12 protein-coding genes are annotated in these 12,392 nt (G+C 63.3%); 10 read left to right on the top strand and 2 right to left on the bottom strand.

Annotated elements, in window-relative coordinates; genetic code table 11:
• The 8 genes from L981_RS10495 to L981_RS10460 form a co-directional block, all read left to right on the top strand.
• Nucleotides 1–916, top strand: a 916-nt coding sequence (locus tag L981_RS10495; protein ID WP_043614938.1) for an extracellular solute-binding protein, incomplete at its 5' end; no start/stop codon positions are given.
• A 78-nt stretch (nt 917–994) separates the two neighbouring features.
• Nucleotides 995–1,975 carry an ABC transporter permease gene (locus tag L981_RS10490; RefSeq protein WP_052201718.1) on the top strand — a complete coding sequence of 327 codons (981 nt, stop codon included), beginning with the start codon at nt 995–997 and terminating at the stop codon, nt 1,973–1,975.
• A 10-nt stretch (nt 1,976–1,985) separates the two neighbouring features.
• Complete coding sequence (locus L981_RS10485; RefSeq protein WP_043614936.1) at nt 1,986–2,777, top strand: ABC transporter permease; 792 nt, start codon at nt 1,986–1,988, stop codon at nt 2,775–2,777.
• A 4-nt stretch (nt 2,778–2,781) separates the two neighbouring features.
• Nucleotides 2,782–3,852: an ABC transporter ATP-binding protein gene (locus tag L981_RS10480; protein WP_043614933.1), complete on the top strand. Its 1,071-nt coding sequence runs from the start codon at nt 2,782–2,784 to the stop codon at nt 3,850–3,852.
• Nucleotides 3,853–3,865: 13 nt separating this feature from the next.
• Complete coding sequence (locus tag L981_RS10475; RefSeq protein ID WP_043614930.1) at nt 3,866–5,335, top strand: NAD(P)-binding domain-containing protein; 1,470 nt, start codon at nt 3,866–3,868, stop codon at nt 5,333–5,335.
• A gap of 31 nt (nt 5,336–5,366) precedes the next feature.
• Entirely contained in the window at nt 5,367–5,873 is a 507-nt protein-coding gene (locus L981_RS10470; protein WP_043614927.1) for a CMD domain-containing protein, read from the top strand.
• 1 nt (nt 5,874) lies between these two features.
• Nucleotides 5,875–6,453, top strand: a complete 579-nt coding sequence (locus L981_RS10465; protein ID WP_043614924.1) for a peroxidase-related enzyme — start codon at nt 5,875–5,877, stop codon at nt 6,451–6,453.
• Nucleotides 6,454–7,800 carry an MATE family efflux transporter gene (locus tag L981_RS10460; protein ID WP_043614921.1) on the top strand — a complete coding sequence of 449 codons (1,347 nt, stop codon included), beginning with the start codon at nt 6,454–6,456 and terminating at the stop codon, nt 7,798–7,800.
• Between the two features lie 18 nt (nt 7,801–7,818).
• Here the strand turns inward: L981_RS10460 and L981_RS10455 are convergent, their stop codons facing one another.
• The gene (locus tag L981_RS10455) at nt 7,819–9,057 is read right to left on the bottom strand and encodes an FAD-binding oxidoreductase (RefSeq protein ID WP_043614918.1); all 1,239 of its coding nucleotides are present in this window, start codon (nt 9,055–9,057) and stop codon (nt 7,819–7,821) included.
• Nucleotides 9,058–9,081: 24 nt separating this feature from the next.
• Nucleotides 9,082–9,906 carry a M55 family metallopeptidase gene (locus tag L981_RS10450; protein ID WP_052201717.1) on the bottom strand — a complete coding sequence of 275 codons (825 nt, stop codon included), beginning with the start codon at nt 9,904–9,906 and terminating at the stop codon, nt 9,082–9,084.
• A 109-nt stretch (nt 9,907–10,015) separates the two neighbouring features.
• Here L981_RS10450 and L981_RS10445 point away from each other — a divergent pair, with 109 nt between their 5' ends.
• A complete protein-coding gene (locus tag L981_RS10445; protein WP_043614915.1) occupies nt 10,016–11,473 on the top strand; it encodes a M81 family metallopeptidase in 1,458 nt (485 codons plus the stop codon).
• 175 nt (nt 11,474–11,648) lie between these two features.
• Nucleotides 11,649–12,281: a helix-turn-helix domain-containing protein gene (locus L981_RS10440; protein WP_043614913.1), complete on the top strand. Its 633-nt coding sequence runs from the start codon at nt 11,649–11,651 to the stop codon at nt 12,279–12,281.
• Nucleotides 12,282–12,392: the final 111 nt, after the last annotated feature.

Raw genomic sequence — 12,392 nt, 5'->3', positions numbered from 1 at the left:
GGTGCGCATCCGCCTGACCGACGACCAGGGCAAGCAGTACAACCTCTTGACCGCCGAGGGTGCCGCACCTTCCACCGATATCGTGACCGTCACCGGCCATCGTCTGTCGCAGTTCATGAAATCGAACCTGCTCTCGACGCTCGACACCGGGCGGCTGAAGAACTGGGGCAAGCTCGCCGCCGCCTACAAGGGCGCGCCGCAGCTCACCGTCGACGGCAAGACCTTCGGCGTGCCGCTCCTTGCTGGCTTCGAGGGGCTGGTGCGCAACACCGAATACGCCAAGGCCTCCGACAGCTGGGAGATCATGTTCGACGAGGAAAACAAGAACCTGACCTCCTATATCGTCAGCGACTTCCTCTCGATCGTGATGCGCTACCAGGGCAACGACGGCGACTACGTGACCTATGGCGACAAGCCCGATGTTGCGCAGGCCGCCACGAACCAGGCCCGCGACTTCCTCATTCAGCACAAGGACAAGGTCCGCAAATACTACGACGCCGGCTCCGAGCTGCAGCAGATGTTCGTCAACGAGGACATCTATCTCGCGCAGGCCTGGTCGGGACCGGCCGCCAAGCTCGTCATGGACGGCCACCCGATCGAGATCTCGGTGCCGAAGGAAGGCACCTTCGGCTTCCTCTATTCGTTCAACATCGTCAACAACGCGCCGAACGCCGACGCGGCCTACACCTTCCTCGACGCCATCCTGTCATCGCCGGAGATTGGTGCTGCGATGACCCGCCAGTCCGGCTTCTCGTCGGCCTTCGATGGCGTCGACAAGGTGCTTGACGACAAGGAGCGCGCCGCGCTGTCGCTGCCGCCCGAGCAGGTCGAACGCATCCAGTTCTTCAGCTCGGTCAACCGCGACATGAAGAACGAGATGATCGACAAGGCGACCGCCGAGATCAAGTCGGCCTGACCTCTCGAAATGCGGGCGATCGGCTGAGGCCGGTCGCCCGTCAAAAAATGGACTCTTTCAGAGCCGGGAACAAAGAGAATGCTGGATACGACAACACAACCGCCATCCGTCGGTTTGTCGACGGTACCGCGCTATGCCGGATGGGTCGGCAGGGCGGCGCGCTCAGGTCTATACCGCCATACGATCGGACTGCTCGTCGAAAGCCGGCGCGTGCGTCTCGCCGTGCTCGCGGGCGTGCCGCTTGTCTGGATCGCCATGCTGCACATCGGTCCGATCCTGCAGATGGCCAATATCAGCCTTCTTGCCAACTACCCGCCGCAGCCGGACAAAAGCAGCGAATACACGCTTTCGAACTACGCGCTGTTCTTTTCCGACCGGCTCTATTTTCTGCCCTTCGTGCGCAGCCTGATCTTTGCCGCTGTTGTCACGATCTCGACGCTGGTGATCGTCTATCCCGTTGCCTATTACGTCGCGAAGATCGTACAGCCGAAGAACCGGATGCGGGCCCTGCTGCTGCTCCTGATCCCCTTCTGGGCCGGTGAGCTGATCCGTACCTTCTCGGTCATCATGCTGCTTGCCAACCGCGGGGCGCTCAACGTGCTGCTGCGCGAGTTAGGTTTCATCGACCGGCCGATTCCGATGCTCTACACGTTCTTCTCCCTGAGCTTCGGCGTCATCTACCTGCTCGCGCTCTACATGCTGCTGCCGCTCTATTCGGCAATCGAAAAGATCCCGACGCCGCTGATCCAGGCGGCGGCCGACCTCGGGGCCGGGCCCTTCCAGCGGTTCCGCCGGGTCATTCTGCCACTCTCCAAGGACGGCATCGTTTCCGGCTGCAGCCTCGTCTACCTGACGGCCGTCGGCGTCTTCGCAGCACCGCTGCTGCTCGGCGGGCCCAACTCGGTCATCTTTCCCGAGGTTATCGCGACCCTCTTCCACGGGTCGAACGACAAGTGGCCGGAGGGTGCCGCCTTCTCGATGATCATGCTCGTGGTGTCGCTGACAACCGTCGGGCTGTTCATGCGGGTGGTCGGCGGCCGCTCCGTCCGGCTGATGTGAGGACGGAACGATGCGAACCTATTTCAACGACCTTCCGAAAACCGCGCTAGGCGCTTCCTACTGGATCTTCGCCGTCTATCTGGTCTTGCCACTGGCGCTGATGATGGCGATGAGTTTCAAGGATGCGAACTTCATCGCTTTCCCGATCGGCAACTGGACGCTCGCCTGGTACGGCAAGGTGATCCAGGACAAGCAGTTCCTCGAAGCCTCGCTCTATTCGATCGGCATAGCGCTTGCCACCACCGTCTCGGCAACGATCATCGGCGTCTGGATTGCGCTTCTCGTTTCGGCGGAAAACATCTGGGGCAAGGCGGTGATCTTTGCGCTCGCCTGCCTTCCGGCCGTCGTGCCGGGGCTGATCAACGCCATCTCGATGCGCATCTTCATCCGGGCGGTGGACATTCCGACCGGAACCTTCGCGATCATCCTCGCTCATACGGTTCATGCCGTACCCTTCGTCGTCATCATGGTGCTGACGCGGCTGCGGTCGATGCCGGCCAATCTCGTCGATGCCGCGCGCGATCTCGGCGCGGATCCCTTCATCGCTTTCCTGCGCGTCACCATCCCCTATCTGATGCCGGCGCTCTTCGGCGGCATGATCTTCTGCGTGCTGACCAGCATCGACGACTTCGTCCGTACCTTCTTCCTCGGCGGCTACCAGCCGACCCTGCCCATGCTGATCTTCGCCAAGGTGCAAGGCGGCATGTCGCCGGAAATCAACGCCATGGCGACCATCGTGCTCGTCGTCACCACCGCCGTCGGCATCTATGCCGAGCATATCACCCGCCGTTCCAGGAGCTGACGCAATGCAGCCTGTCGTCCATTTCAAGAACGTCAACAAGTCCTATGGGGCGCTGACTGCCGTCGATGATCTCGATCTTGCGATCGCGCCCGGCCAGTTCGTCACGCTGCTCGGCCCGTCCGGCTGCGGCAAGTCGACGACGCTGCGCATGCTCGGCGGCTTCGACAGCCCGACGTCGGGGGAGATCTACCTCGAGGGCAAGCCGATCTCGCACCTTCCGCCGAACAGGCGCAACGTCAACATCGTCTTCCAGGACTACGCGCTCTTCCCGCACCTGACGGTCGGCCGCAACATCGCCTTCGGCCTGGAATTGAAGGGCATGGAGAGTGCGGCGATCCACAAGCGGGTCAGCGACCTCCTTGCCCTCGTCTCCCTCCAGGATCATGCCGAGCGCATGCCGGCGCAGCTTTCGGGCGGGCAGCGCCAGCGCGTGGCGCTGATGCGGGCGCTGGCGCCCGATCCGAACGTGCTCTTGCTCGATGAGCCGCTTTCGGCGCTCGATGCGAAGCTGCGCCAGCAGATGCAGATCGAGCTGAAGTCGATCCAGAAGAAGACCGGCAAGACCTTCATCTTCGTCACCCATGACCAGGAAGAAGCACTCACCATGTCCGACGTCATCGTCGTGATGAACAAGGGCAGGATCGAGCAGATGGGCGGACCGGACGAGCTCTACGCCCGGCCGCGCAGCCGTTTCGTTGCGAACTTCATCGGCCAGAGCAATTTCCTCGAAGGCACGGTCGCATCGGTTGCGGGCGGGATCGCCGCCGTCGAGTGGCGCGGGAATGTCGTGCATGCGGATGTGAACGGCACGTCGCCGATCCCGGGAGACGATGCCACGGTTGCGCTGCGTCCGGAGGCGGTTTTCTGCCTGTCGCGCAAGCCCGAAGACCGCCCGTCGATGAAAGGGCGCATCGACCAGCGCGTCTTCAAGGGTGCCCACACGTCGCTGACCGTCGTTCTCGATAATGGCAGCACCTTGGTGGCGCAGATCGATCCGGTGGCGCTTTCGCATATCGAAGGGGACGACGTCTGGGTGGGGTGGCGCGACCGCGATGCCGTCCTGCTGGCGAAGTGAAGGGAGATCGGGGATGACCGACAGTCAAAAGCAGCAACGGCTTGCCGCGCTCAATGCGCGGGTAAGGCAGGATCTGAGCTATCTCAACTATCCGCCGGCCAACTGGTCGAAGCCGGTGACAACGGCGGCGGGCGAGGACGTCAGCGACGTGGTCGTGATCGGCGGCGGCATGTGCGGGCTTGTTGCCTGGCATGCGCTCACGCGCGCCGGCATCGCCAATCTGCGCATCGTCGACCGCGCGCCCAAGGGGTTCGAAGGCCCTTGGGTCACCTATGCGCGCATGGAGACGCTGCGCTCGCCGAAAATCCTTCTCGGCCCGGCGCTTGGCGTTGCCTCGCTCAGCTTCCGCGCCTGGTTCACCGCGCTGCAAGGTGAAGCGGAATGGGAGGAGCTCTTCCGCATCCCGCGCCCGATGTGGATGGATTACCTGCGCTGGTATCGCGATGTCATGGACATCCCGGTCGAAAACGACACGCACGTCACCCGCGTCGTGCCGCGCGCCGATGGGCTGCTGGAACTTGAAATCGCCGGCGGAGCGAAGCCTGCGATCATCACCCGCAAGCTGGTGATGGCAACCGGTCGCGACGGGCTCGGCGAGCCGACCATTCCGGATTTCGTCAAGACCATGGAGCGGCATACCTCCTGGGCGCATTCGGCCGACGAGATCGACTTCGATCGCCTGAAGGGCAAACGGGTCGTCGTCATCGGCGTCGGCGCTTCGGCGGTCGACAATGCTGCCGAGGCCCTGGAGCAGGGGGCAGGGGAAGTCCGCCTTCTCGCCCGCCGCAAGGAGATGCCGACGGTCAACAAGCTGATGGGCATCGGCTCCTATGGCGTCACCGCAGGTTTTGCCGAGATTTCGCCGGAATGGCGCTGGCGGCTGATGGACTATGCCGCCAAGCAGCAGACGCCGGCGCCGCACAATTCGACGCTGCGCGTCAGCCAGCATTCGAACGCCTACTTCCACTTCGATTGCGGTATCCGCTCGATGAGGCAAGAGGGCGGCGAGGTCGTCATCACCACGACGAACGGCCGCATCTTCCGCACCGACTTCGTCATCCTCGGCACTGGGTTCTCGATCGATCCGCTGAGCCGCAGCGAGCTTGCCCCCTATCAGGACCAGATCGCCTGCTGGGATGACCGCTACGCGCCGCCACCGGGCGAAGAGAACCCCGGGCTCGGGCGTTTCCCCTGGCTGAACGGAGACTTCTCCTTCACCGAGAAGGAGCCGGGAACAGCCCCGTGGCTGAAGGACATCCATTGCTTCAACTACGGCGCCTCCGTCAGCGTCGGCAAGGTCAGCGGCGACATCCCCGCCATCAGCGAGGGCGCTCTGTGGCTCGCGCGCGGGGTCGCGGCTTCGCTCTTCATTCGGGATGTCGACTACCATTGGGAAGCGCTGATCGCCTACGAAAAGCCGGAGCTCGACGGGACCGAATGGGTGGATGCCGACGCGCCGACGCCGGCGCAGAAGACGGCCTGAACCTTGCGCATTTCAGATGACAGGAAAACCAATGACCTCTCCATCGACAACTGACGCGATCGACACGGTTCTCGGGCTCGATCGCTTTCCCGACCTGCAGGCGCTGCGCGAACAGCGGGCGAAGCTGAAGCACTTGAGCCAGACGAGCTATCAGGCTGCCCTTCGCCCAACCGATCCGCGCAACTTCTCCTATGCGCTCCGAGCAGCCCTTGCCGCGCGCATGGCGGCACTCTGGAAGTCCCAGGAGCTCTCTGCGCATTTCCGGGCCTTGCTTGAACGCGAGGAGGAGGGCGCCGCCCTGGTGTCGGTTGCCGGTCCTGGCAATGGCGCCGAGGGTGCCGATCCGCGCCTTCAGGCGATCCTCGCCCATGTCGATCTGGTCACGCTTTCGCCGAAGGAGGCGACGCGCGCCAATGTCGAGAAGCTGCTGGCCGCAGGTCTCGACGACCGGGACATCGTCACGCTCGCCGGCCTGATCGCCTTCGTGAACTATCAGGTGCTGGTGGTGGCCGGCCTCAAGATGCTGAGGGATAACTGACATGTCGCAAGCCGTGCACGAATTCACCGTCGAAGCGCTCGACTGGAAGCCCTATGTCAAGCCGGTCGATGTCGAGACCGCCACACCCGAACAGCTCGACGCGCTGAAGATCACGCCGTCCAACAAGAAGATCTCGGACTATGTGCTGGTTCTCGCCAACGAGCCGGAAACCCTGAAGGAGCGCACGCCGCTCTTCAACGACATCATGTATAGCGAGGGTGGGCTGTCGCGCGGTGGCCGGGAGATCGGCGCGCTTGCCGCATCCTTCGTCAACCGCTGCATCTATTGCGCCTCGGTCCATGCGGCGCGCTACATCCAGCTCGAAAAGCGGCCGGAGGTGGTGGACGAGATCTATGGCAGTGGCCTTGACGCGAACCTGCCTGAATTCGAGCAGGCGCTGTTCAATTTCGGCGTCGACCTGACGGCGCATCCCGACAATGTCGGCGCCTACCAGTTTTACCATCTGCGCGAGATCGGCCTCGACGACCTGCAGATCCTCGACCTTATCCACGCGGTTGCGATCTTCGGCTGGGCCAATCGGCTGATGCATACGCTCGGCGAACCACACCGGCTGGATTGAGTGAAACACGCTTCCGATCACGCTGCGGTCACGGTCCGTCCCTTCGACATCGCGCATCGCGACGTGCTTCGCATCGCGTTGCCTATGATGATCGCCTATCTGTCGAGCCCGCTTGTCGGGCTCGTCGCAACCGGCGTCATCGGCCAGTTGCGCGACGAGACCCTGATCGGCGGCGTGGCGCTGTCGACCGTCATCTTCGACGTCATCTTCGTCACCTTCAACTTCCTGCGCGGCGCGACCACGGGCTTTACGGCCCAGGCGCTCGGTGCCGGTGACCGGCGCGAAGAACAGCGCATGCTCGCAAGCGGCCTTATCATCGCACTCGTGGCGGGCCTGGCACTGCTGGTTCTTCAAAAGCCGATCGGCGCCCTAGGCCTTGCCGCCATGGGCGCGGAAGGCAAGGTGGCCGAAGCGGCCGCCACCTATTTTGCCTGGCGGGTGTGGTCGGCGCCCTTCGTCCTCTTCAACTTCGTCGTCTTCGGCTGGATCATCGGGCGTGGCGATGCGCTCTGGGGCATGATCCTGCAAACCCTGCTCAATGCGCTCAATGCCGGCCTGAGCGTGCACTGGGTCCTCGGTCTCGGCTGGGGTGTGGCGGGCGTTGCGGCCGCCTCGCTGGTTGCCGAAGCCGTCACGGCTGTGGCGGGGCTTTATCTCATCTGGGCAAAGACCGACCGGACAGCGTGGAACCTTCCGGATCTGACGGCCTTCCGCCGCGCCTTTTCGGTCAATGGCGACATGATGATCCGCTCCTTCGCGCTTTTGATCGGTTTGTCCTTCTTCACCCGCCAGAGCGGCATGCTCGGCATCGAAATCCTTGCGGCCAATACGATCCTGCTGCGCTTCTATTTCTTCGGCGTCGCCTTTCTCGACGGGGTGGCAACGGCGGCCGAGCAGCTGGCAGGCCGGGCTGTCGGCGCACGCTATCGGCCGGCGTTCGACCGTGCCGTTGGTTTGACCACGGTATGGGGCTTCGTCTTTGCCGGGCTCGTCGCGCTCTGTCTCTTTATCGCCGGTGACTGGGTGATCGGCATCACCGCTCCGTCGGAAAGCGTGTCAGCCCTTGCGCACGCCTACCTGCCCTATGTCGCGGCCCTTCCGATCTTCGGCATCGTCGCCTTCCAGATGGACGGCGTCTATATCGGCGCCACCTGGTCGAAGCAGATGCGAAACCTGATGGTCGCTTCGCTGGTGATCTATTTTGCTGCCTGGGCGGTCCTGCAGCCGGTCTTTGGCAATGACGGATTGTGGATTGCGCTCATCCTGTTCCAAAGCGCCCGCAGCGTCGCCTTCCGGTTCATGCTGCCGCGGCTCGCCGACCGCACGTTTTCGACCGTGCGGCAATAACCGGGCTTTAGCGTTCCGCTATGCCCAGTCTCGGGTCGACGGCAACAGGGGCAGGGCGAGCGGATTGCCAGCGCGCCCGGCAGCCTGCTCCGCCAGCAGAAGTGCTGTCGTCGGCCCGAGGGTGAAGCCCTGGTGCCCATGGCCGAAGTGAAACCACAGGCCCTTGTGACGGCTGGGCCCGACGACGGGAAGCATGTCGGGCATGCAGGGACGGGTGCCCGACCATGGCGCCGCTTCGATGGGGTCGCGCAGCGCAAAAAGCGTGCGTGCGGCGGTGACGGCATGCCGTATCTGTCGCGATGCCGGCGCGGCGCCGAGTGGCGCCAGGTGCGCGCCGGTCAAGACCCGCCACCCGGCGTTCATGGGGGCGATCAGGGCGGAGCTGTCGATGTCCAGCATCGAAATGCGTGGGCCGTCCTTGCCGCCGAAGTGCCAGTGGTAGCCGCGCTTTAACACCATGGGGACACGATAGCCGAACCGCGCCAAAAGCATCGGCGACCAGGGCCCGAGGGCGACGACCGCGTTTTCAGCCGTGATATCGCCACCCTCCGACAGCACCCGCCAGCCGGTGCCGGTCTGCTGCAACGACATGGCTTCGCCTTGGGCGACCTTCCCGCCGCGGGCGACGAAGAGCGCTGCGTAGCGCGAAACCAGATCGCCCGGGTCGCGGCAGGTCCAGGGCGAGGTCCAGTGGACCGCACCTGCCAACCGGCTTTTGAGCGCCGGCTCGCTCGCCGCAAGTTCGTCTGACGTGAGCGCCTTAGACGGCACGCCGTACTCCCGTTTCAGGCGCTCGGCGGTGGCGATGGCCGCGTCGAGCTTTGCCGGCGAACGGTAGACCGCGCGCCAGCCCTCGCGGACGATCAGGTCGCCGGCATTGGCCGGCTCGACGAAGCGCGCGTGATCATCGCTCGCCCGCAGCGCCAGCTTCGAATAGGCCGCGACGGTTCTCGCATAGGGCGCAGGCGCCGATTGCGTGAAATAGCGCCAGAGCGGCCCCGCCAGCCGCGGCATGTCGGCGAGCCGAAAGTCCGTATCGTTGCCGCGCTTCAGCGCCACCCTGACGATCTCGGCCAGGGAGCGCGGAAAGGCATAGGGTTCGACGGCCTCGGTCTGGATGATGCCGGCATTGCCGTAACTGGTTTCCCGGCCCGGCGCCTTGCGGTCGATCAGCACAACCTGGTGCCCGACCTCCTGCAAGGCGAGCGCGGTGGAAACGCCGACCATGCCGGCGCCGAGGACGATTGAGGTGGTCATGGATTGGTTCCGCGGAAATGCTCGTCAGAAGGTGAGGCGGGAATTGTAGCCGACCACGAATTGGATGAAACGCGAGACGTCGACCATGTCGTCGCCCTGGTAGCGGATCGTGTAGCCGTCGGTGCGTTCGACGCTCTTGAGATAGGAGAGGTATTCGGCGGGAAGGCGGTTGCGGAAGACGATCTCAAGGACCGGGTTCTCCAGCTTGAACGGCTTTGCCGAACCGGCCCTCGACAATGCCTTCTTGACGCCCTCGCGGATCCGGCGATGGGCGACGGCAGGCGTCAGGGTGATGGCCGATTGCGTGCTGTAGACCTGCTTCACCGGCACCGTCACGATATCGCCGATCCGCTCCTTGATTTCCTCCAAGGCGACGTTGTCACCGGATGCGAGCAGCACCGGCACCCCGAAATGTCCGGCGATGGCGGCGTTGATGCCGGCCTCCGGCATGACGGTGCCGTTGATGCGCACCTCAGCAAAGGCGGTGCCGCCGATCGTGTGCGACAGCACGCCGCTCGCATGGCTTGCGCCGGCGTGGTAGCCGAGAAGCATCGCGCCGACGAAGGAACCGAGTTCGACGCCCTGCATCATCATCAGCGGCCGCGGCCAGCTGCGCACGACCTGCACATAGTCCGGCAGGCGGTCGATCAGGATGCTCTCGCCATTTCCGTGGGAATCGCTGAGGATGACCTCTTCTACACCTTCCTCATGCGCAGCTTCGCAGGCGTGAACCACGGTGTCCGTCATCCAGCGCCGGGCGTTTTCGTACTCGAAACCTTCGGGCATCAGCTGGTCGCGGCTCACGACCCCGACGATCCCCTCGATGTCAGCGGAAATATAGATGCGCATTCCTGCCTCCCCGGTCAGCCGCGCAAGCGCGGATAATGCATTTGACTTTCCGACGATAAACATAGTTTTATGATTAGAAAATATCTTTCTTGGTGGGCGGGAGGCGAAAATGAAACTTTTCATCGCGGGGCTGGATACGGAGACCAACACCTTCTCGCCCATGCAGACCGGCATCGAGGCCTTCCGCGAAAACCTGATCGCCTATGGCGACGCCACCGGCAAGCCGCTCAACTGCTGCTCTTCGCAAATGTTCGTCTGGCGCAACGCCGCGCAGAATAAGGGCTGGGACGTGGTCGAGAGCCTGTGCGCCGTGGCCGAGCCCGGCGGCAGGACAACGCGGGCGGTCTATGAGAGTTTCCGCGCCACCATCCTCGACGATCTCAAGGCCGCTCTGCCGGTTGATGCCGTGATGCTCGCCCTGCACGGCGCCTGCGTCGCCGATGGCTACGATGACGTCGAAGGCGATCTGCTTGCGCAAGTTCGGGAAGTGGTCGGGCCCGATGTGCCAGTTGCGGCCGAACTCGATCTCCATTGCCATATCACCGAACGCATGGTTGCCAGTGCGACCATGATCGCCACCTACAAGGAATATCCGCATACGGACATTGAGGAGGTTGCCGAACAGCTGTTCCGGATGATGGAGCGCACACTCGCCGGCCAAGTGCGGCCGACCATGGGCTTCTATGATTGCCGTATGATCAACACCTTCCACCCGCATCGCGCGCCGCTGCGCGGCATCGTCGACCGTATGAAGGCGATGGAAGGGCAGGATGGTGTACTCTCGGTTTCCTTCGGCCACGGCTTCCCTTGGGGCGACGTGGAAGATGTCGGCGCCAAGATGCTTGTGGTGACCGACAACGATCCGGAAAAGGCCGCGCGCACGGCGCGATCTTTCGGCCGGGAGATCTTCGAGGCGCGCGAAGAGATGCGCGGAGATTATCTCGGCATTGACGAAGCCCTCGACCGGGCGGTTGACGCTACGAGCGGCCCGATCGTAATCGCCGATGTCTCCGACAATGCAGGCGGCGGGGCGCCTGGAGATTCGACGTTCATCCTGCGCCGCATCATAGAGCGTGGCATCGAGGATGTGGCCTCCTGCCTCTACTGGGATCCGATTGCAGTGCGCATGTGCCGCGAGGCGGGAGAGGGCGCCACATTGGCGCTGAGGATTGGCGGCAAGGTGGGGCCGGCCTCCGGCGACCCGCTCGACCTGACGGTAACGGTCAGGCGCGTGGCCTCGGGCATCACCCAGCGCTTCGGGCCGACGCCGCTTGGCATCGGCGATGCCGTCTGGGTGTCTGCCGGCAGCGTCGACATCGTGCTCAACACCGTGCGCACCCAGACCTTTCATCCGGAATGCATGACGGCGCTCGGGCTCGATCCGGCGAAAAAGAAGGTCGTGGTGGTGAAGTCCAGCAACCACTTCCGTGCCGGCTTCGAACCCATTGCGCGCGACATTCTCTATGTCAGCGCGCCAGGCGCCTTGCAGCCGACCTTCGAGGATCTGGCCTTCACCAAGCTGACGCGCCCCTATTGGCCAAAGGTCGACAACCCGTTCGCCGAATAGGAGGCAACAAGAGGCTGCAACCAGTTGTGGGGCAAGGATTGCCGAGAACACGATGTTGCTTTCGGTCACGTATTATAGGAAATGGTTTTCCTATCATGCCAATCGGATTCTGTGTCGCGGGCGGGCGAAACCCGGCGAGCACTTCGATGGCTGCAGGCAAATGGAGACGCCAACGATGACCGACGCGAAATCCAGCCTCGGCGAGATCCTCAAGGATATTCGCAATCGCAACCGCTGGACCTTGGCCGAAGTCAGCTCCATGACCGGGCTTGCGGTCTCGACCCTGTCCAAGGTCGAGAACAACCAGATGCAGCTGACCTACGACCGGTTGATCCAGCTTGCCCAGGGCCTGAAGGTCGACATCGTCGAGCTGTTCGGGACTATGACGGGCGCGGAAGACACCCCTAGCATGCTCGGGCGGCGCACCTATACCAAATCCGGAGACGGTCGGGAGATCGTCACGCAGAACTACGACTATCTCTATGTTTGCACGGAGATTTCCAAGAAGTCGATGGTCCCGATCCTGGCGATGGCACGGGCGCGCACGCTCGAGGAGTTCGGGCCGCTGATCCGGCACAAGGGCGAGGAATTCTTCTACGTCCTCGACGGCGAATTGGAACTCCACACCGAGATCTACGCGCCCCTTCGGCTGAAGAAGGGCGATTCCTGCTACTTCGACGCGATGATGGGGCACGCCTATCTGAGCGTCAGCGAAGAGCCGGCGCAAATTCTCTGTGTTTGCTCGACCCCGGAAACCGAGCTGGTTTCCACGCTGGCAAACGCGCAGACGATCAAGCTCAAAAGCTGATCGAAACTAAAAAACAAATACGATAAGAAAAAATATTGCACTTAGGAAAATCGTTTCCTAGTCTAGCACAGCGGTGGGTGCCGGGACGGCATCGCACGCCGCAGTTCTGGG

The organism is Ensifer sp. ZNC0028 (genome assembly GCF_000799055.1).
Taxonomy (GTDB): Bacteria; Pseudomonadota; Alphaproteobacteria; order Rhizobiales; family Rhizobiaceae; genus Ensifer.
This window is presented reverse-complemented; position numbering and strand designations above follow the sequence as displayed.

Excerpts from the sequence above, each read along its gene's own strand:
- L981_RS10490 (WP_052201718.1), top strand. The coding sequence starts at position 995 with ATGCTGGATACGACAACACAACCGCCATCCGTCGGTTTGTCGACGGTA.
- L981_RS10485 (WP_043614936.1), top strand. The coding sequence starts at position 1,986 with ATGCGAACCTATTTCAACGACCTTCCGAAAACCGCGCTAGGCGCTTCC.
- L981_RS10480 (WP_043614933.1), top strand. The coding sequence starts at position 2,782 with ATGCAGCCTGTCGTCCATTTCAAGAACGTCAACAAGTCCTATGGGGCG.
- L981_RS10475 (WP_043614930.1), top strand. The coding sequence starts at position 3,866 with ATGACCGACAGTCAAAAGCAGCAACGGCTTGCCGCGCTCAATGCGCGG.
- L981_RS10470 (WP_043614927.1), top strand. The coding sequence starts at position 5,367 with ATGACCTCTCCATCGACAACTGACGCGATCGACACGGTTCTCGGGCTC.
- L981_RS10465 (WP_043614924.1), top strand. The coding sequence starts at position 5,875 with ATGTCGCAAGCCGTGCACGAATTCACCGTCGAAGCGCTCGACTGGAAG.
- L981_RS10455 (WP_043614918.1), bottom strand. The coding sequence starts at position 9,057 with ATGACCACCTCAATCGTCCTCGGCGCCGGCATGGTCGGCGTTTCCACC.
- L981_RS10450 (WP_052201717.1), bottom strand. The coding sequence starts at position 9,906 with ATGCGCATCTATATTTCCGCTGACATCGAGGGGATCGTCGGGGTCGTG.
- L981_RS10445 (WP_043614915.1), top strand. The coding sequence starts at position 10,016 with ATGAAACTTTTCATCGCGGGGCTGGATACGGAGACCAACACCTTCTCG.
- L981_RS10440 (WP_043614913.1), top strand. The coding sequence starts at position 11,649 with ATGACCGACGCGAAATCCAGCCTCGGCGAGATCCTCAAGGATATTCGC.